The organism is Cronobacter dublinensis subsp. dublinensis LMG 23823 (assembly GCF_001277235.1).
GTDB classification, from domain to species: Bacteria; Pseudomonadota; Gammaproteobacteria; order Enterobacterales; family Enterobacteriaceae; genus Cronobacter; species Cronobacter dublinensis.
Window position 1 is genome coordinate 1,979,271 of record NZ_CP012266.1, and the last position, 19,643, is coordinate 1,998,913.

13 protein-coding genes, 2 tRNA genes and 1 pseudogene are annotated in these 19,643 nt (G+C 56.2%); 8 read left to right on the plus strand and 8 right to left on the minus strand.

Translation table 11 applies throughout. The features are described from left to right. The first annotated feature begins 55 nt into the window (after positions 1-55). The 7 genes and pseudogenes from tssF to AFK67_RS22535 all read left to right on the plus strand — a co-directional run. Positions 56-1,825 carry a type VI secretion system baseplate subunit TssF gene (gene tssF, locus AFK67_RS09030; RefSeq protein ID WP_032966967.1) on the plus strand — a complete coding sequence of 590 codons (1,770 nt, stop codon included), beginning with the start codon at positions 56-58 and terminating at the stop codon, positions 1,823-1,825. Beyond that, positions 1,789-2,868, plus strand: coding sequence for a type VI secretion system baseplate subunit TssG (gene tssG, locus AFK67_RS09035; RefSeq protein ID WP_032966969.1), 1,080 nt, complete (start codon positions 1,789-1,791; stop codon positions 2,866-2,868). Before tssF ends, tssG begins: the two co-directional genes overlap by 37 nt. A 23-nt stretch (positions 2,869-2,891) precedes the next feature. Further along, on the plus strand, positions 2,892-3,416 hold the full coding sequence (gene tssJ / locus AFK67_RS09040) for a type VI secretion system lipoprotein TssJ (RefSeq protein WP_007718648.1): 525 nt from the start codon (positions 2,892-2,894) through the stop codon (positions 3,414-3,416). Between the two features lie 3 nt (positions 3,417-3,419). Next, positions 3,420-6,158, plus strand: a complete 2,739-nt coding sequence (locus AFK67_RS09045) for a type VI secretion system Vgr family protein (protein WP_007718651.1) — start codon at positions 3,420-3,422, stop codon at positions 6,156-6,158. Between the two features lies 1 nt (position 6,159). Continuing rightward, on the plus strand, positions 6,160-8,586 hold the full coding sequence (locus AFK67_RS22530) for a phospholipase D-like domain-containing protein (RefSeq protein ID WP_081642519.1): 2,427 nt from the start codon (positions 6,160-6,162) through the stop codon (positions 8,584-8,586). Then, positions 8,583-9,764, plus strand: coding sequence for a T6SS immunity protein Tli4 family protein (locus AFK67_RS09055; protein WP_007718658.1), 1,182 nt, complete (start codon positions 8,583-8,585; stop codon positions 9,762-9,764). The genes AFK67_RS22530 and AFK67_RS09055 overlap by 4 nt, the downstream gene beginning before the upstream one ends. Positions 9,765-9,829: 65 nt before the next feature. Beyond that, positions 9,830-10,108: pseudogene (locus tag AFK67_RS22535) on the plus strand (type VI secretion system Vgr family protein); the annotation flags it as partial. A 352-nt stretch (positions 10,109-10,460) separates the two neighbouring features. Here AFK67_RS22535 and AFK67_RS09060 read toward each other — a convergent pair. The 3 genes from AFK67_RS09060 to mdtK all read right to left on the minus strand — a co-directional run bounded on the left by AFK67_RS09060 (position 10,461) and on the right by mdtK (position 12,186). Beyond that, positions 10,461-10,537: transfer RNA gene (locus AFK67_RS09060), tRNA-Val, on the minus strand. 9 nt (positions 10,538-10,546) lie between these two features. Beyond that, positions 10,547-10,623, minus strand: a tRNA-Val gene (locus AFK67_RS09065). A 189-nt stretch (positions 10,624-10,812) separates the two neighbouring features. Then, positions 10,813-12,186, minus strand: a complete 1,374-nt coding sequence (mdtK, locus tag AFK67_RS09070) for an MdtK family multidrug efflux MATE transporter (protein WP_007718662.1) — start codon at positions 12,184-12,186, stop codon at positions 10,813-10,815. A 235-nt stretch (positions 12,187-12,421) separates the two neighbouring features. Between mdtK and AFK67_RS09075 the strand changes: the two genes are divergently transcribed. After that, the gene (locus tag AFK67_RS09075; protein ID WP_032966970.1) at positions 12,422-13,072 is read left to right on the plus strand and encodes a riboflavin synthase; all 651 of its coding nucleotides are present in this window, start codon (positions 12,422-12,424) and stop codon (positions 13,070-13,072) included. A gap of 16 nt (positions 13,073-13,088) precedes the next feature. Here the strand turns inward: AFK67_RS09075 and AFK67_RS09080 are convergent, their stop codons facing one another. The 5 genes from AFK67_RS09080 to punC form a co-directional block, all read right to left on the minus strand. After that, on the minus strand, positions 13,089-14,009 hold the full coding sequence (locus AFK67_RS09080) for a LacI family DNA-binding transcriptional regulator (RefSeq protein WP_038883744.1): 921 nt from the start codon (positions 14,007-14,009) through the stop codon (positions 13,089-13,091). Positions 14,010-14,053: 44 nt separating this feature from the next. Then, positions 14,054-15,439: a glycoside hydrolase family 1 protein gene (locus AFK67_RS09085; protein ID WP_007718668.1), complete on the minus strand. Its 1,386-nt coding sequence runs from the start codon at positions 15,437-15,439 to the stop codon at positions 14,054-14,056. A 53-nt stretch (positions 15,440-15,492) separates the two neighbouring features. After that, positions 15,493-16,812, minus strand: coding sequence for a PTS sugar transporter subunit IIC (locus tag AFK67_RS09090; protein ID WP_007718671.1), 1,320 nt, complete (start codon positions 16,810-16,812; stop codon positions 15,493-15,495). A 192-nt stretch (positions 16,813-17,004) separates the two neighbouring features. Then, the gene (gene cfa / locus AFK67_RS09095) at positions 17,005-18,153 is read right to left on the minus strand and encodes a cyclopropane fatty acyl phospholipid synthase (RefSeq protein ID WP_007718677.1); all 1,149 of its coding nucleotides are present in this window, start codon (positions 18,151-18,153) and stop codon (positions 17,005-17,007) included. Positions 18,154-18,451: 298 nt separating this feature from the next. After that, positions 18,452-19,615 (minus strand): purine nucleoside transporter PunC, encoded by a 1,164-nt coding sequence (gene punC, locus AFK67_RS09100; protein WP_007718679.1) that lies wholly within the window; start codon positions 19,613-19,615, stop codon positions 18,452-18,454. Between the last annotated feature and the right edge of the window lie 28 nt (positions 19,616-19,643).

Below are 19,643 nucleotides of genomic sequence, written 5' to 3' on the forward strand. Positions count from 1 at the left end.
TCCGTTCCGGCGGCTGTGCCGTCATTGTTAACAATATAATTCAGGAAATTTGGGCATGGATGATTTAACCCTGCGCTACTACGAGGCTGAAATGCGCTATCTGCGCGAAGCCGGAAAGGCATTTTCCCAGGCTCACCCGGACCGGGCGGCGATGCTGAATCTGGATAAACCTGGCGCGCGCGATCCTTACGTCGAGCGGCTTTTTGAAGGGTTTGCGTTTCTGATGGGGCGGCTTCGTGAAAAGCTTGACGATGACCTGCCCGAGCTGACGGAAGGGCTCGTGAGCCTGCTATGGCCGCACTACATGCGCACCATTCCGTCCTTGTCGATAGTGGCGTTTTCACCTGACTGGCGCGGGCTTCGCCAGGCGGAATCGCTGCCAGAAGGCTTTTCCGTGTTATCGCGCCCGGTCGGGCCGCAAAAAACAGCCTGCCAGTACCGTACCACCCGAGAGGTCACGCTACAGCCGCTCCATCTGGCCGAGGCGCGCCTGCACACCGAAACCGACGGACGCTCCGCCATTCGCCTGCGTTTTGCGTGCAGCCAGAACGTGGACTGGACGAAATCCGGCATCGACAAAGTGGCTATTTTTCTTAACGCCGAGTACCCCATCAGTGCGGCGCTGCATCTGGCGTTAACGCGTCAGGTGCATGCCATTTATGCCCGACACGTGGGCACCCACGCTGAACGCGTGCGCTTTGAGGGCTGGTTCCGCCCGATGGGTTTTGACGATACCGGCCGGCTGTGGCCGAAAGGGGATTCCGCCTTCAGCGGCTATCAGCTGTTACTGGAATATTTTAGCTTCCGGGCGAAGTTTATGTTCGTTGAACTGCGCGGGCTTGAGTCCATCGGACTTTCCGCCGACAGCGACGGGTTTGAGATTGATATTGTGCTCAGCGAGGCGTGGTCTGCCGACCTGCCGTTCGAAACAGAGAATTTTCGTCTGCATTGCGCGCCGGTGATCAATCTCTTCAGCATGGAAGCCGATCCGCTGACGCTCAATCCTCTCGAAAATGAATACCTGCTGCGGCCATTGCGTATTCAGGATGGTCATACCGAAATCTACAGTGTCGATGAGATTTACGGCGCGGTTAAAAACGGCAGGCATGCGTATGTGCCGTTTACCAGCTTTCGCCACCGGGGCGGCATGATGCGCTTTGATGCCCCGGAGCGCTATTTCCACACCCGTGTGAAGCGCGGGCCCTCCGGGCTGCACGACACCTGGCTCATTCTGGGCGGTCGCTCCTTTGAGACAGAACAGCTGGCCGAGAAACCGGAATCGCTCTCGATACGTATCACCGGCACTAACGGTCAGTTACCTCGCAAGGCACTGGAAAGCACGCTTATCGACCGCGTGGTGAAGACAGGTAAAGTGCCGGTCAGCGTGCTGAATCTCACGGTGCCCACCCTGCCGCTTTACCCGCCGGCGAACGATCGTTTCCACTGGCGGGTCATGAGCCATCTGGGCTCGAACTTCCTCAGCATGATGGATAACCCGGAGGTGCTCCGCGGCACGCTGGCGCTCTACGACTGGACCGATGATGAAATGAACCGTCGGCGTCTGGAGGCGATCGTCGCCGTGAAGCACACCCTTATTCGCCGCTTCGAACAGGGCTTTATGCAACGAGGGGTGGATATTGAAGTGACGCTGGACGCGCAACACTTTTCGGGTGAGGGCGATGTGAACCTCTTTGGCGAAATGCTGCATCGCTTCTTCGCGCTCTACGCGGATGTGCATCTTTTTAACCAGCTCACGCTGGTATTACAACCGACAGGGAAACGACTGAGATGGCGCGAGAACCACAGTCAGCGCATACCGGGCTGACGCAGCAATTAGGCGACGATATCTGGCGCGTCAATTTCTACCGCTTCTGCCAGTTACTGGAGCAGGATCAACCCGACAGGCCGCGACTCGGCACAACCAGCCATCCGGCGAATGACCCGGTGCGGTTCTGTTCCTGGCCGGGGATGGGGTTTCCGGCGAGTGAGTTATGCCGGGTGGAAACCGACGACGCGCACCCCGGATTCCCCATCGTACGCACCACGTTTCTCGGCATGTACGGGGTGGATTCACCGCTACCCGGCAGTTATCTCGATGACATCGCCCAGCGGCGCGAGGGGTATGAAGCGGTCTCATCGTTTCTGGATATCTTTAGTCACCGCATCGCGACGCAGTATTACCGCATCTGGCGGAAATATGCGTACCCCACGACGTTCGAGCCAGGTGCGACGGACGCGACGTCGCAATGCCTGCTGGGGCTGGTGGGGCTTGGCATTCCCGGCACGGCTGAACATGTCGCCACACCCGTTTCCCGGTTTCTGGCGCTGCTGGGCACCATGCGTTTGCCTACGCGTAATGCCGAGGGGATCCATGCGCTGGTGAGCCTGCTGGCCTCGCACACCCATGCTGAGATTAACGAGCACGATCCCGTGAAGGTGCGGGTGACCCAGCGCAGCGGCCTGGGAAATGAAGATCGTATTCGCTTAAGGCAGCGCGCGACACTCGGGAAAACGGCGCGTGAGGCGAATAGCCGCGTGCTCGTCACGCTATCCACCCACCATCCGCAGGAAGCTGAAGACTGGCTGCCTGGAGGGCGGCTTCACGCCGACCTGCTGGCGCTGATGCGAGTGTATCTCGGTTATCGCAGCGATGCGCGGCTGCGCCTGCGCATACCGGTGCATCTGTTACCTGCACCCAGGCTTACCAGACCCCGGCGCATCCAGCTTGGCCGCACGGGCCTGCTGGGGCTCAGAGAAGGCAGGCTTAGCGATGATCGCGTTTTTATCACCGTCAATCTGGGCGGCTATTCGGCACTGGCCTGTACGACATTGCCGCCTGCCAGGGATGGCGATTACCGCTTTGATTAATCACATTTCACAAAGGAAGAATTATGCCCACAGTCAAAGGATGGCATGCGCTGACGCTTGCGCTCTGTGGCCTCATTGCCGGTTGTGGCCTTACCCAGACGGTTAAAGACGGCACAATCAGCATGGCAAAATCGGTGTTTTATAAAAAGATAAGCACGCTGCATCTCGATTTTGCTCCCCGCGCGGCGCTTAACGTGGATGGCGACCAGACGCCGCTCGCGACCATGATAAGGATCTACCAGCTTAAGGATCGTAAAAACGTCGAGGCGGCCGATTACGGCACATTGCTACAAGACGCTGACACGGTGCTGAAAGACGATCTGCTGGCTTCCCGCGAGCTGCTGATCATGCCCAACGGCAATGTCACGCTGGATATGCCGATGGATGAAAACGCGCAGTTTGTGGCGGTTGTGGGGCTGTTTAACCAGCCCGATCTGAAAGACAACCGCTGGCGTCTGGTGCTGACCCGCGACGATCTCGACCCGGATAAACCGCGCGTGATTGAGCCCGGCGACGGCTGGCTGAATCTCGTGGGCAGGAAGGAGTGACGTATGACAGGCGATAACGTGGAAAACGCGACAGGCGGTCAGTCGCGTTACAGGCTGAGGATCCATGCCAGTGACGTCACGCCCGACGTGCTGCGCTTTCGCGGGCGGGACGCGCTAAGCGAACCGTTTTGCTGGCATATTGAATTTACCACGCCGCAGGCCAGTATCGAGCCAGAACAGGTGCTGATGAAGTACGCGGGCCTGCACATGCACGGCGGCAGGGCAGTGTACGGCGTGATCACCGCGCTGGAGTGGTTTGCCACCAGTGCGGATCAGTCGCACTACGGCGTGACGCTCTCCTCGCGGCTGGCGCTGCTCACGTATACCTGCCAGAGCCGGGTGTTTCTGAACCTCTCTGTGCCGGAAGTCGTGGAACAGGTGCTGCGCGAACACGGGCTGGAAGGCGCGGATTTTGAGTTTCGGCTCACCCGCACCTACCCGGAGCGGGAACTCATCACGCAGTGGCGCGAAAGCGACCTGGCGTTTGTTCAGCGTATTCTTGCCGAAGTGGGGATCTGGTGGCGCACGGAGATGGACACCGCCCGCGAGCTCGATGTGACGATTTTTGCAGACAGCCAGCTTTATTATCTTTTCGACGTCCGCCTGCCGTACCGCGAGCCGTCAGGTTTGCATGATGGCGCGAAAGAAGCGGTCTGGGGCGTGCGCACGTGGCACAACGCCGTAACGGGCAGGGTGCATACCCGTGATTACCACTATCCCACCGCCACCACGCCGCTGGACGCGACCGTCAGCGTGCGCAGCGCAGCGGTGACGGGCGGAGAACACTATCGCTACGCGGAGCCTTACCGGGAGCAGGGCGATGACACCTGGCCTGAGCCTGTAAGCGAGAGCGGGGCGTTTTATGCGCGCATCCGCCACGAGCGGGAGCTCAACAATGCGCTGCGGGTGCATCTCTTCAGCAACGTCTCAACACTTACGCCGGGCATGGTGCTGGAGCCGCAGGGGGACGTGATAAGCGCGCTGCGGGAAGGCGTAATTATCACGCTCGCGACCTTTCGCGCCTCGCGCGATTCGCGGCTGCACGTGTCGGTATGGGGCATGCCCTATACCGAGCGCTACTGCTTTCGCCCGGCTGAAATTCCGCGCCCGGTGATTGACGGCACTCTCCCGGCACGTGTGGAAAGCCGCGACCCGAAAGACACCTACGCCTGGCTCGACGACACGGGCCGCTACCGGGTGAGGCTTGACGTGGACCGGGAGGGCAACGACTGGGGTTACAACTACCTGTGGGTGCGGCAGGCGAAACCTTATTCCGGTGACACCTGCGGCTGGCACACGCCGCTGCTGACCGGTACGGAGGTGGCGATAGCCTTTGACGGCGGCGACCCGGACCGGCCCTATATCGCGTATGCCTTTCATGATTCCGAACACCCTGACGTCGTCACCCGCGACAACCGCACCCGGAATATCCTGAGAACGCCCTCGCAGAATGAACTGCGCATGGAGGACAAACGCGGCGAAGAGCATATCCACCTCACCACCGAATACGGTAAAACCCAGCTCGGACAGGGGCGGCTGGTGGACGCGCAGGACAAACCGCGCGGCACCGGCTTTGAACTGCGCACCGACGAGCACGGCGTGATCCGCGTTGCGAAGGGGTTGTTTATCTGTGCCGACGGACAGCCAAAAGCCACCGGGGAGGTTCTTGACCGTGAGACGGCGCTACAGGAAATCGCGCTCTGTCTCGAGCAAATAGCGCAGCTGTCGGCCATTGCAGAAGCGGCGAACGCCCTGCAGGCGGACATCGACAGCCAGCGGGAGATGTTTAACCAGCGGCTGAAACCGCTGAATCATACGCTCCACGTCGCGGCGCCGCAGGGCGTCGCGTTCACCAGCGGCGAACACCTGCAGCTGGCCGCGACGAAAAACGTGGCGGTGAACGCGGGGGGCGATATCAGCGTGGGCGTGATGGGCAATATGACGGCGCTGGCCGGCGAGAAACTCGGGCTGTTCGCCCACAGCGGGCCGCTCGGTCTGCAATCGGGCGAAGGTCCGGTGGAGATGCAGGCGCAGAACGGCAGCCTGCAGCTGGCAGCGCAGAAGAAACTTACTGTGACCTCAGTCAGTGATATTTCGTTTGCAGGTAAAAAGCGCATCACGTTAATCGGCGGCGGAAGCTACCTGAAGCTGGAGGCCGGTAACATCGAGTATGGAACGGAGCAGGTTTATTTAAGGCGGGTGGAGCGGACACTGGTTGCGGCCCCGGTGAGTATGCCATTAAATCTGCCGGTGATGCCGCCCGTGAATTTATTTTTCTCACAGAGCCCGGATAAAAAAATAAAACCAGTTCTGCGTATTTCTGATGCGCCAGGTATCAACGGGATTTGCCAGCCAGCCTGTAAATGGCAGATCGTTATCGCGGATTCTTATATGGAGGCAATAACAACGGATGAGACAGTGATGAAAGGTCAATCCGATGCAGATGGCAAAGTATTAGAGTCTGAAACGCAACAATATGAACTGGCAGAACTGGCAAAAAAATATGAGGGTCAACTATGGCTGGTTTTCGGGCATCGGGCGCATCATCTTTATTTCAGTGTCATTCCAGCTTCTAGTCTGGAAGACACAAAAGATCTCTGTACGCAGGATTCTATGGGATTTCATCAATTCTTTAACTGTCTTTGGGTCAATACGGCTCCGGGTGAAAAACTTAAAGAGTGTATAAAAGACGAACAGCGAGTAAGTGGAACAATGCTCGAATCACTCAGGGAGGATAAATAACTTGAAAACGCTAAAACTCGACGATGGTATGAACCAGTGCAGTGTTTATTTCAGTGATACAAGCGAAGAAAGCTACACCGCGACGGCTACTCACAGCCACTGGGTGCACTATACCAGTGGTCCTGAACGACAGTCAGAGAACTTTGCTGAATATACAGCGGGTAACGCTGTACAGGCGTTTCTGGGTGGAAAAGCATATTTTGCGGCGCTTCTTAAAACCTTAACGCAGGCTAAAAAATGCCTGTACATTACTGGCTGGCAGATAAACTGGGATGCGCAACTGGCACCGGGAATACGGCTGGTCGATGCACTACTGGAGGCGGCCAAAAACAACGCGGGTTTACAGATTTATATTATGCCATGGAAAAATCCGGGACAGGTTGAAACCTATGCTACTGCAACAGAACGCGTATTTGCTGCAATGAACACTTATCTGGGACGGCAGGTTTTTTATATACAGTGTGCAAAATCTCAATCTGAGATTTTCTTTTCCCATCACCAGAAGTGCGTCATTATCGATGAAAATGTGGCGTTTGTCGGGGGTATTGACCTGGCTTACGGTCGCTACGATGATCATTATGGTCTACATGCTGAGGCGGATGGAAGACAGGGCATGAACAGATATAACTCATGTATTCCGCCTGTATCACACAGTACCGGCTACTCTCCCGGAGAGGAATATGTTGTACCTGATTCCATATACTCGCATCCGGAGCGATATGAAGAGCAGAAACAAGCGGAAAAAAAAGAGGCAGAAAGCGTGCAGCATCTTATTGATGAGGTGCTAAAACATCAGCTCTGGCAGTCGCAGGGAAGTGCGAAGGACAGTACATACCTTGACCCAGAAATACAGCCCAGAATGCCCTGGCAGGATTACCAGGTACAAATAGAAGGCCCGGCAGTGGAGGATCTGGTAAAAAACTTTGTATTACGCTGGAACAGTTATTCTCGTCATTGCCCTAAAAATCCATTTCAGACCTTTATCCCGGATCTGGGATTACCCGTTACATGCTCCGATAAAAAAGGCACATGTCAGGTACAAGTGCTGCGTAGCGCCTCGCTAAATATGCGTCTCGCCGAATATAAAAATATGCCTGAAGCTGTTCCAGAGCCACGGCTGAAACAGGATGATATTCTGCGAAGTATTCACCTCCTTATCAGTAAAGCTGAGCATTATATTTATATTGAAAACCAGTTTTTTGTCTCTGATTTTAAAAATTCGTCTATTCTCCCTGAGAGTGAATTGAGTCCGGTTGCCAGCAAGCTACATCCAAAGTTTGATGCCTGGGCAACCCGTTTATTACCGGATGATGAGACGCCGCAAAATCCGGTGGCGGAATGGCTGGGGGATCGGATTAAGCGCGCGATTTTAAGCCACATGAAACAGGCTTTTCATCTTTACATCATGCTGCCGGTTCACCCGGAAGGACGACTGGACGACCCGGCTGTCGTGGCGCAGATCCACCTGACCCGACAGTCACTCATATTTGGCTCGCATAGCCTGCTAAACCGGATCCGCCGTAGCCTCTGGGTCAGGCAACAGCTTGAAGCACAGGGGATACCCCGCAAGGAGTGGTGGCGAAAAGCAGCAGAGCTGGAAGCGCAGTGTGGAATGGCGTTTACCCATATTCCACTTGAGGCCTGTAATGAGTATGTGACGCTATTAAATTTGCGCGACCATGCGGAACTGAACGGAACGGCGGTGACGGAGCAGATTTACGTTCACAGTAAGCTGATGATTGTGGACGATCGCTATGTTCTTGTGGGCAGTGCGAATATCAATGACAGAAGTCTGTCGGGTGAAAGGGATTCAGAGCTGGCAGTAATGATATCGGATACCGAACACGGTTTTACCGATCTGGATGGAAGTGGAACGGCGGTGCCCTTCCGTAAATTTGCCCGTGACCTGAGGCAAAAGGCATGGCGTAAATGGATGGGAAGTGCAGCCGCAGAATGCGCTGAAGTACTGGATAAACCGGCGCTAAAGACGGGTTGGGAAAAGATTCAGGAGATTGCGCAGGAGAATGCCAGAGTTTATGATAAAATATTTGAATTCATTCCCAAAAACTATATTTATCAGCCAGTGGATCGTAATTATGCAAATGTAGGTGTAACTTCGCAGGCTGAATCAAAAAAAATCGCAGCCTCTGTCTGGCCGGTTATGGCCATAAATTCACCGACAGGCAGTGCCGGCGGTGCAATGCCTTTTTCCCTGAACTTCTGGCAGCAGAACAGGTCCCGCCATTTCTCAGCTGCTAAAGAATTAAATAGTGTTAAAGGTTATTTCACAGCATTACCGGTTTACTGGACTGAAGGTGAAAACAACCTGGTGCCATTTAATATGCGGTTAATCGCTGATAATATCAGACTCAATGATAAAAACATACAACTTGCCGCTAACAATGAACAGAAGGGGAAAGAAGCATGAAAAAATATCTGCTGTTTCTGCTTCTGGCAGGGGGGGGGTTATCCTCTCATGCAATGAGTATGACGTGGAGGACGGAGTGCGTAGGGTATTATCAGTTACAGTTGCCTGATAATATAGAGGTGGCCCTGTACCCAATCGATGACTTTGTCAAACCAAACAAGGAGCCTAAAACAGAAAATGGTATCTTAATACAGAAATACTCTGAACCAAGGATCACTTTCGGGAAAAATAACTACTGGCAGGACAATGATGCCATCCAGGCGCAGTTCACAGCATTTTATTACAGTAATTATATGATTGGCATTTCATCGGAGGCGGACTCATATATCGATTTCTCCGGTTATCTTGAAAAGGTGAAAGCCGATTTTTCTTTTGTTAAGGAGTCATCAAGAGAACTCGAGAAAAGTAATTTAAAGCTTTACCATGAAGCGATGACGCCTGAGGAGGAGTTTAAAAGAAAATACGACTATCTCATCAAAACTTATCCTGACTCTTTCGCGGCATATATACCCGGAGCCAGAGTTGTATATATAAATAAAAACAGGCGGTTGTATTTGTTTTGGGGGGAATACCAAAAAGACACAGGCGAAAAATCGCAAACCGCAGAAAAACAATGGCAGCAAAGTGAACCAGAGGTTCTTTCTCTTTTAAGTCGCTTTCGACCACGCAATCTCTACGAGGTTCCTTCCCCACAGGGATTCTGTCTTCCTTACGGTTTTATTGCGAATGACTCGGGCCACGAGTCGCGCAATATGGGAGTGACATATCGGCTTAAAAACCATCCGGACGTAACCATATTTTTCCAGGATTTAGGGCCTTCGTCTGGGCCAGGAGAAAGACGCCCGGATCCTAACATGAGCGCTAAAGACTATGTCACATATTTCTGGAACGTACGATATGGCCATTCATTTCGCGATATTAAATTGTATGGTAAAGGATTTAGCTATCCTGATATGGATAATCGTAAGGCGGTTGCCGCATCCGCAAAGTTTACCCGTTATGATAAACAAATTGATTATGGTTACGTGGCGTTTGTCAAAGGGGAAGCTCCAGAAGAGCCTGACTTATTGTTTTATGTCATACGCGATAGCAGGCAGGCCAGAAGTAATCCCCCTATGGCACAGGGAGAAATAGAAAAAATGGCAGAACATATTGTCAGTACAATAAAACGGCGATAATCCCGCTTTTAAAATGTTTACGCTTTGTATATTCAAGTTGAAGAACAATGCGGGTATTCAATTCCGGCGAAAAGCATATCCACCTCACCACCGAATACGACAAAACCCAACTCGGCGAGTAGAGGCTGGTGGACGTGCTGGTTAAACCGCGCCGCACCGGCTTTGAATTGCGCACCGACGAGCACGGCGTGATCCGCGTGGCGAAGGGGCTGTTTATCTGTGCCGACGGACAGCCAAGAGCCGCCGGGTAGGTTCTTGACCGTGAGAAGGCGCTACAGGAAATCGCGCTCTGTCTCGAGCAAATAGCGCAGCTGTCGGCCATTGCAGAAGCGGCGGACGCCCTGTAGTCGGATATCAACAGCCAGCGGGAGATGTTTTATCCGCAGTGGACCCGGGCGGGGATATTTTATTTGCGGGTAAGAGGCGCAACACGTTACGAAGTCAGGAGAGATTGAAATGATTATTTAGCTGCACGACCCGGCTGTCGTGCTGCAGATCCACCTGACCCGGCAGTCACTGATACTTGGCTCGCATAGCCTGCAAACCGGATCCGCTATAGCCTGTGGATGAGCAACAGCGTGAAGCACAGGGGAGTGATCGTACAGGGGATAGCTCGTAAAGAAACGTGACGCAGAGGCGTTACATTACAGAGCTTACCTGGAATCAAAAGAGAGGATACGCAAGGATACTTCTGAATGGTGCGTCCGAGTGGACTCGAACCACCGACCCCCACCATGTCAAGGTGGTGCTCTAACCAACTGAGCTACGGACGCACATTAGGATGGTGCGTTCAATTGGACTCGAACCAACGACCCCCACCATGTCAAGGTGGTGCTCTAACCAACTGAGCTATGAACGCATTGCTGTGTGACAGCGGGGACGAATATTAACGGCAGCCCCGGCGCATGGCAAGGGGCAAACGTCAATTTTCTTTCATATTTCACGCGATTGCCGCGTATTTGCGCAGAATGCTGACAAAGTGATCGGCGCGGCGCGTCATGCCCGTCATCGGGGCAAAAAAACGCCGCCTGAAGCGGCGGCGGATTGTTTAGCGCGCGGCGCGCGCGAGAATGAACTCAGACGGCTGGCGTTGCAGATAACGCATGCGCCACATCATCAGGATGGCGGCGGAGGTCAGGCCGATAATAAAACCGAACCAGAAGCCTGCCGGGCCCATCGGCTCCACCAGCCAGTCGGTGAGTGCCAGGAGATAGCCAATCGGCAGCCCCAGTACCCAGTAGGCGATAAACGTGATGAAGAAAATCGAGCGCGTGTCTTTGTAGCCGCGCAGCACGCCGCTGCCGATCACCTGGATGGAGTCGGAGATTTGATAAATCGCCGCCAGCAGCATCAGGTGCGAGGCGAGGGTGACTACTTCCGGGTTGTCGTTATAAAGCAGAGCGATAGGCTCGCGGAAAACCACCGTAAAGAGCGCCGTCAGCACAGCGAGGCAAATCCCCACCGCAATACCGGTGCGCGCGGAGGTCTGGGCTCCTATCGTCGAGCCCTGGCCGAGACGAAAACCGACGCGAATGGTCACGGCGGCGCTCATAGACATCGGCAGCACGAACATCAGTGAGCTGAAGTTGAGCGCTATCTGATGGCCCGCTACGTCAACGATGCCAAGCGGCGATACAAGTAACGCCACCACGGCGAACAGCGTCACTTCGAAAAACAGCGCCAGCGCCACTGGCAGACCAAGCTGGGCCAGACGGCGGATCACCGGCCAGTCGAAACGGCTGGCGCCCGGGAGCTGGCGGATGTCGCGCATCGAGCCCGCACGACCGACCCAGAAACGCATGCAGATAAACATCACCCAGTAAACCGACGCTGTCGCCACGCCGCAGCCGACGCCGCCGAGTTCCGGCATGCCGAAGTGGCCATAGATGAAGATATAGTTCACCGGGATATTCACCAGCAGGCCGATAAAGCCCATCGCCATGCCTGGCGTGGTTTTCGCGAGCCCTTCGCACTGATTTCGCAGCACCTGGAAGAAAAGATAGCCGGGCACGCCCCACAGCAGCGCGCGCAGGTAATGGACCGCTTTATCGGCGAGCTCCGGGTCGATGTTATCCATCGCGCGAATGATATGCCCCGCGTTCCACAGCACCACCATAATCAGTACGGAAACGAGACCTGCCAGCACAAAGCCTTGCTGGACCTGATGCGCGATGCGCTCGCGACGCCCGGAGCCATTCAGCTGGGCGATAACCGGCGTGAGGGCCAGCAGCAGCCCGTGACCAAAGAGAATGGCTGGCAGCCAGATAGACGTGCCGATAGCGACCGCCGCCATATCCGTGGCGCTGTAGCCGCCCGCCATGATGGTATCGACAACCCCCATCGACGTTTGGGCGATTTGCGCGAAAATCACCGGGAGTGCCAGAGCTAATAACTGACGCGCTTCGACAAAATACTTCTGCACGTGAACACCTGTATATTGTTGTTATTTGAAAGACAAAAAAGCCGCCGCAACGGGCAGCGAGAAGAAAATGCAGGGGAATGTGTCAGACTATTGTAGCGAGAGTTCACTATTAAGCCAGTGAAATAATGCGCTTAACCCTGCGCAGACTGGCAACGGGATATTCCACCTGTTATTGTTCTGGCTATGAATCTTGCGGCCGCGCGCCGCCATTTAAGCGAATCCAGGAGTGGCAAATATGTTTACCGGTATTGTTCAGGGCACGGCAAAAGTGGTCGCTATCGATGAAAAACCGAATTTCCGCACCCATGTGGTGGAGCTCCCGGACGCGCTGCTGCCGGGGCTGGAGACCGGCGCGTCGGTGGCGCACAATGGTTGCTGCCTGACGGTGACGGAAATTAACGGCAATCGCGTCAGCTTCGATTTAATGAAAGAGACGCTGCGTATTACGAATCTCGGCGATTTACAGACCGGCGACGTGGTGAACATTGAGCGCGCGGCGAAATTCAGCGATGAAATTGGCGGTCATTTAATGTCCGGGCATATTATGACCACGGCGGAGGTTGCGAAGATCCTGACGTCGGAAAATAACCGGCAGATCTGGTTTAAAATTCAGGACCCGACGCTGATGAAGTATATCCTGCACAAAGGATTTATTGGCATTGATGGTATCAGCCTGACGGTAGGTGAAGTGACCGCGACGCGCTTTTGCGTTTACCTGATCCCGGAAACGCTCCAGCGCACCACGCTTGGCGTGAAGAAACTGGGCCAGCGGGTCAATATCGAAATCGATCCGCAGACCCAGGCGGTTGTGGATACCGTTGAACGCGTGCTGGCCTCCCGCGAAGCCGCCGCGGCTATCGCCGCACAGCTTAATCCCGCCGAATAAGCGCGCGCTGGTGGGCTCAGGCGCTCACCAGCGTTCCCCGCACCCGTTCGCCGGGCGCATCGCCCGCCAGCAGCGCCACCGCCTGCCGGGCGATGTTCTCCAGCGAATACGTAATGGCTGGCACACCCTCAAGCCCGACGCCGCGGCCTGAACTCTCAAGACTAAATACCAAAACCTGCTCCGGCACCGCGAAGCGGTATTCGCGCAGCATCGCCATTGCCTCGCGCGCCTGGCTGTCGTCGGTGACCAGCAGCGCGTTAAACTTCACGCCGCTGTTGATAAGCTTTTGCAGCGCGATGCGCAACACCGGTTCGTCTTCAATAATGCGCTGGCGATGAAACGGCACCAGATGGTTTTCCGCCGCCTGACGATACCCCTCCAGGATTTCCGCCGCCGCGTCGCCCGCCGGGAAGTTAATCAGGGCGATATCGCGCCGCTGATGACTGCATAAATATTGCACCGCCGTCTGGGCGGCAAAGAGCCAGTCAAACTGGATGCCCTGCGCCGTGGCGGCGCTCAGGCAGTCCACCAGGATAACGTCATCATCCAGTGGTGGCAGAGGGAAGCGGGCGCCGACGATCATCAGCGCGTCGCACAGGCCCGAGTCGAGTTCGGCGCGCGCACGCGTCACCTCCTGCGCCGAACTGGCAAAACGCAGCAGCAGATGTTTGCCGCGCTGGCTGAGCTGTTTTTCCAGCGCCTGCAGCCAGCAAGTGGCCTGCTGAATGTGTTCACTGGCGCAAATCACGCCGATGCAGTGTGTGGTCTGGCTGGAGAGCGACTGCGCGATGGCGTTTGGCTGGTAGTTGAGCATCTCAGCGGCGCGCAGCACCGCCAGACGGCTCTCTTCCTTCACGCCGCGATTGCCGCTCAGCACTCTCGATACGGTGGCTTTGGAGACGCGCGCCAGGCGCGCGACATCATTGATGGTGGACATCGTGTATTCCTGCAAAGTGTGGCGGCGCGAAGGCCGCCACGCGGTTACTCATCAAACCCGTTCTTTGCCGCCACCTGGCGGTACCATTCACCGCTCTTTTTAATCGTGCGTTTCTGGCTTTCCAGATCGAGCGACACAAAGCCGTAGCGATTTTTGTAGGCGTTGCACCAGGACCAGTTATCGATAAAGGTCCACATATGGTAGCCCAGACAGCGGCTGCCTTCGCTAAGGCCCTTGTGCAGCCATTTCAGGTGATCGCGCACGAACTCGATGCGGTAATCGTCCTGAATCTGTCCCTCATGCTCAAAGCGCTGTTCGTTTTCCACGCCCATGCCGTTTTCCGAGATATAGCAGCGCGGGTTGCCATACTCTACACGCAGGCGGGTGAGAATGTCGTAGATGCCTTTCTCATAAATCTCCCAGCCGCGGTACGGGTTCATTTTGCGGCCCGGCATTTCATAGGCGCTAAAAAACCACTCCGGCATAAACGGGCTGTCCGGGTTGACCTGCGAATCCCGGCACTGAATGCGACGCGGCTGATAGTAGTTGATGCCGAGCAGATCCACCACACCTGCCGCCAGCAGTTCTTTGTCGCCAGGCTGGCAGGCGGGCAGCTGATCGTGCTCGCCCAGCAGTGCGACCAGATCTTCCGGGTACGTGCCGCGCAGCGCCGGGTCAAGGAAGCTGCGGTTGAACATCAGATCGGCGATATGCGCCGCTTTGACGTCCGCCGGGTTTTGTGAGCGCGGGTAAGAGGGCGTCAGGTTAAGGATGATGCCGATTTCGCCGCCGTCGTTACGCTCGTGGTAGGCCTTCACCGCGCGGGCGTGCGCCAGCATGGTGTGATACGCAACGGTCGCCGCGCGGCGGAAATCCACCACGTTCGGGTAGTGGAAATCGTAGAGATAACCGCCTTCCACCGGCACGATCGGCTCATTAAAAGTAAACCAGTGGGTCACGCGGTCGCCGAAGAGTTCAAAACAGGTGCGCGCGTAAGCTTCAAACGCGTCAATCACCTTGCGGTTCTCAAAGCCGCCCTGTTCCTGGAGCGACAGCGGCATATCAAAGTGGAACAGATTGATAAACGGCGTGATCCCCTGGCGCAGCAGTTCGTCGATGACCTGATTGTAGAAGGCAACTGCTTCCTCGTTCACCGCGCCGGTGCCGTCCGGGATCAGGCGCGCCCAGGAGATGGACGTACGGAACGTGTTGTGATTGAGCGCCTTCAGCAGTGCGATGTCTTCTTTCCAGTGCTGATAAAAGGTCGAGGTGTGCGCCGGGCCGACGCCGTGATGAAAGCGCTCCGGCTGCAGACGGAACCAGTGGTCCCAGGTGGTGGGCGTTTTGCCGTGGCTCAGGCTTTCGCCTTCGGTTTGCGGCGCCGAGCTGGCGCTGCCCCACCAGAATCCTTCAGGAAATGAGTAGTGCATATCCATCCTCATAGCTCAGTCAGACGCCTGCCGGTACGGCAGGCGGGGTAAAATCAGGCATTATTAGTGACAGTGTCACTTTCAGGGGCGTTCTGGGCCGCTTCCTGTTTCTGCAAGGTGCGCTCATAGGCTTTGACAAACGGGTAGTACATCAGCGCCGACATCACCATACAGATAAGGCACATGATGACCGGGCTAAAGGCCCAGTTGGCGGCCCATGACGCGCCGACCGGCGCAGGCGTGGTCCACGGCGTCAGCGAGACGACCTGCGCCAGCCAGCCCAGTTTGGTGGCAGTCCACGCCAGTACGGCATTGACCATCGGTACCAGGATAAACGGCAGGAAGAATATCGGGTTCATAATGACCGGCGCGCCGAACAGAATCGGCTCGTTGATGTTAAACAGGCTCGGCACAACGCCCATTTTACCGATCGTGCGCAGATGTACGGCGCGGCTGCGCAGCAGCAGGAATGCCAGCGGCAGGGTCGAACCCACGCCGCCAATCAGCAGGTAGTGGTCCCAGAAGCCCTGCAGATAGATATGCGGCAGCGCCTGACCCGCCGCGAGCGCGGCCTGGTTGGCGGAGAGATTCGCCATCCAGAACGGGTTCATGATGCCGGTGACGATGAGCGCGCCGTGGATACCGGCAAACCACAAAATCTGGCAAATCAGCACGGAAATCAGGATAGCTGGCAGTGAATCAGAGGCGGCGACCAGCGGCGAAAGCAGATGCATGATCGCCTCCGGCAGGATCATGCCGGTCGTGGATTCAATCAGCAGGTTAAGCGGGTGGAGCGTAAAGACAATTACCACCACCGGGATCAAAATTTCAAACGAACGCGCGACGCCGGTCGGCACCTCTTTCGGCAGGCGAATCGTGATGTTGTGACGCTTCAGGAAGGCATACATTTCGCTGGCGTAAATCGCCGTGATAAGCGCGGTGAAGATGCCCTGGCCGGAGAAATACTGCGTGGAGATATGACCGTCTTTATAGGGCGCGGCCACCAGCAGAAACGCCATAAACGCCAGCAGGCCGGTCATGATTGGGTCAAGCTGGTAATGCTTGCCGAGGCTTGCGCCAATGCCGACGGAGATAAAAAACGTCATCACGCCCATGCTGAGGTTAAACGGCAGCATCAGCTGCTCGCGGTATTTTAGCGAGAGATCGAGCCAGGCGCGGCAAAAGCCTATCTGCGTGTCAGGCGAGAAGGGCGGAAAGATAAACACCAGCAGAAACGAACCAATAATCATAAACGGCAGGGCGGCGAGAAAGCCGTCCCTGATAGCCACCACGTGACGCTGCGAACCCATCGCGCCCGCCAGCGGCGTAATTTTGTTTTCAATAACATGGACCATACTCTGGTACAGACTCATGAGGCGTTTCCTTTATCAGGCAAGGGGAATGGCGCTCAGTGTGAAACAAAATGGAAACCGGTTTCCATGTGTCTGTAGCCTGATTGTCGCCGGGATCACTTTTATTGAAGGAAACGTCGTGAAAGCGTGAGAAATGTCACAAAGCGGGTAAGAGGGAGTGGCAAAAGCCCCGGCGTGAGCCGGGGTGAGCGCTTAACGGGCGACGCGCAGGCCGTTTTCCACGCCGCGGCTGAACACCACCTGCCAGAGCTGAATATCCCGTGCGCGAAACGCGCCCGCGCAGGCGTTCAGATAATAGGTGAACATCCGTTTGAACCGCTCAGAGTAGTTATCGGCGATGTCCGGCCAGGCGGCCAGAAAGCGTTCGTACCAGGCCATCAGCGTTTTATCATAATCAGCGCCGAAGTTGTGCCAGTCTTCCATGACGAAGTGCGGCTCGCTGGCGGCCGCTATCTGGCGCGCCGAGGGCAGACAGCCGTTCGGGAAGATATATTTATCAATCCACGGGTCGACATTGTTATCGGTTTTGCGCGAGCCGATGGTATGCAGCAAGAACAGCCCGTCGGGCTTAAGGTTGCGGTCGGCGACGTCAAAATAGGTGGCATAATTTTTCGGGCCGACATGCTCAAACATGCCCACCGACACAATGCGGTCGAACTGCGCGTCGAGGTCGCGGTAATCCTGTAAAAGGATAGTGACATCAAGCCCTTCGCAGCGCGCCTGCGCCATTTTTTGCTGCTCGGCGGAGATCGTCACACCGGTGACGGAAACCCCATAATGCTGCGCGGCGAACGCGGCGAGACCGCCCCAGCCGCAGCCGATATCGAGCAGCGTCATCCCGGGCTTCAGCTGCAGTTTTTCGCAGATGAGCCGCAGCTTCGCCTGCTGGGCGTCCTCCAGGTTATCGGCCTCTTTCCAGTAGCCGCACGAGTACTGCATATACGGGTCAAGAATGCGGCTGAAAAGATCGTTGCCGAGATCGTAATGCTCTTTGCCGACAATCCACGCGCGCTTTTTCGACTGCAGGTTAAAGAGGCGGGCGCCGAGAATGCGCAGCGTATCTTTAAGATGGTGGGGGAGCTGGTCTTCCAGCCCCGCGCGCAGCACTTTGGTGAAAAACAGATCGAGACGCTCGCACTCCCACCAGCCATCCATATAGCTTTCGCCAAGACCGAGGGAGCCTTCCTGTAGCACGCGCTTAAAAAAATCGGGGTTTTTCACGTGGATGTCGGCGGGGGCGGCGCCGTTGACGGCGATCCCGGCCCGGCTGAGCAGTTCAGTTACAATACGATACCAGTGGTTATCCGGTATGCTGACTTCTTCCAGACACGATGAACTCATAGCTTCTCCATCACTACTGTGACCAGAACCTTCAAACAGCGTAGTCGCAATTTTCGGTATGTGAGAAATATCACGGAAAGGTCCGCGAGCCTGATATCCGACGTAGAACAGAGGAAGGGCGATGACCCTTGCCAGAAAAGTCATTCAAGAAAAACGGGAGCCAGCGGCTCCCGTTACTACATAATATTTATGGTGTTTATCGTAGAGCCGCGAACCAGTATAGGCCTCGCAATACGATGATTCAACCATTGACAGTTAGCAAGCTAATAACAAAAACGTCATATTATCGCCTGCCTGATTACCGTGCCGGGACGTGACGCCCGCGCAGCCACCAGCCAAGACCCGCCAGTAAGACCGTCGCCAGCATCACGCTGGTGGTGGAGAGCAGCGGCGTCGCAACAAGCCAGGAAACCACCAGACTCGCCACGAAGCACAGCCCCAACTGCAGGGTATTTTGCAGCGCGGCGGCGCGTCCAGTGGCCTGCGGGAACGGCAGCAGGGCGGCGGCCACCACGATCGGGTAAATCGCGCCGTTCGCCATCGCCATCAGGCAGAAGGGGATAAGCAGCGTGGTCAGCGTTACCGCGTCGCTTAAGCCCACAAGCCAGGTCGCGACCACGCTTAGCGCATAGCCCACCAGCAGCCAGGGCAGCAGCTTTTCGCCATGCCATTTTTGCAGCGCGCTGCGACAGCCGTAGCCGCCAATCAGAAAGGCGATAGTCTGCGGTACATAGCTTAAGCCTATCACCGCCGGGCTGTAGCCCATCGCGTGCAGGATAAACGGCGAGCCGGTCAGCCACGCGAAAAAGCTGGCGGAGCAGGCGGCGTAAATAAGCACATTACCGCTGTAAGTGGACGAGCGCAGCAGCATGGCGAAGCTCAGCGGTTCGCCTTCATGGTGATTTTGCGGCGCGCCGGCAGGCAGACGCAGCGCCGGGATCATCAGCAGCAGCGTAATGGCGAACAGCACCACGAAAATCGCCTGCCAGTCGAAATGATTGAGGATCCAGCTGCCGAGCAGCGGGGCCAGCGCCGGGGAGAGCCCGACCAGCGGCATAATAGTGGCGAAAATGCGCCGCGCCTGCTGCGCCGGGTAACGGTCTGTCACCAGCGCCTGCCAGCTGACCGCCGCCGCACAGACGCCGACCGCCTGAATAAAGCGCAGCGCCAGCAGCGCGCCGGCGCTCTCCACCCAGACCGTGCCAAGACAGCCGAGCGCGAAAATCCCGAGGCCCGCCAGTAATACCGGGCGACGGCCAAAACGATCGGAGAGCGGGCCCCAGACCAGCTGCGCCAGCGCGAAACCCGCGAGGAACAGGCTCAGGGAGGCGCTAATGGCGGACGGCGCGGTGCGCAGATCCGCTTCGATTGCCGCGAACGCAGGCAGATACATATCGGTGGCGAGAAAACCGAGCACGCTCAGCCCGGCCAGCCAGAAAAGAAAGCCTTTTGTAGGTCGCATAATGTTTGCTCACTTCGTAATACGCGAA

What these genes read in the sequence shown, in the direction of transcription:
- tssF (WP_032966967.1), top strand. Translation starts at nt 56, where the DNA reads ATGGATGATTTAACCCTGCGCTACTACGAGGCTGAAATGCGCTATCTG.
- tssG (WP_032966969.1), top strand. Translation starts at nt 1,789, where the DNA reads ATGGCGCGAGAACCACAGTCAGCGCATACCGGGCTGACGCAGCAATTA.
- tssJ (WP_007718648.1), top strand. Translation starts at nt 2,892, where the DNA reads ATGCCCACAGTCAAAGGATGGCATGCGCTGACGCTTGCGCTCTGTGGC.
- AFK67_RS09045 (WP_007718651.1), top strand. Translation starts at nt 3,420, where the DNA reads ATGACAGGCGATAACGTGGAAAACGCGACAGGCGGTCAGTCGCGTTAC.
- AFK67_RS09055 (WP_007718658.1), top strand. Translation starts at nt 8,583, where the DNA reads ATGAAAAAATATCTGCTGTTTCTGCTTCTGGCAGGGGGGGGGTTATCC.
- AFK67_RS09075 (WP_032966970.1), top strand. Translation starts at nt 12,422, where the DNA reads ATGTTTACCGGTATTGTTCAGGGCACGGCAAAAGTGGTCGCTATCGAT.
- AFK67_RS09080 (WP_038883744.1), bottom strand. Translation starts at nt 14,009, where the DNA reads ATGTCCACCATCAATGATGTCGCGCGCCTGGCGCGCGTCTCCAAAGCC.
- AFK67_RS09085 (WP_007718668.1), bottom strand. Translation starts at nt 15,439, where the DNA reads ATGCACTACTCATTTCCTGAAGGATTCTGGTGGGGCAGCGCCAGCTCG.
- AFK67_RS09090 (WP_007718671.1), bottom strand. Translation starts at nt 16,812, where the DNA reads ATGAGTCTGTACCAGAGTATGGTCCATGTTATTGAAAACAAAATTACG.
- cfa (WP_007718677.1), bottom strand. Translation starts at nt 18,153, where the DNA reads ATGAGTTCATCGTGTCTGGAAGAAGTCAGCATACCGGATAACCACTGG.
- punC (WP_007718679.1), bottom strand. Translation starts at nt 19,615, where the DNA reads ATGCGACCTACAAAAGGCTTTCTTTTCTGGCTGGCCGGGCTGAGCGTG.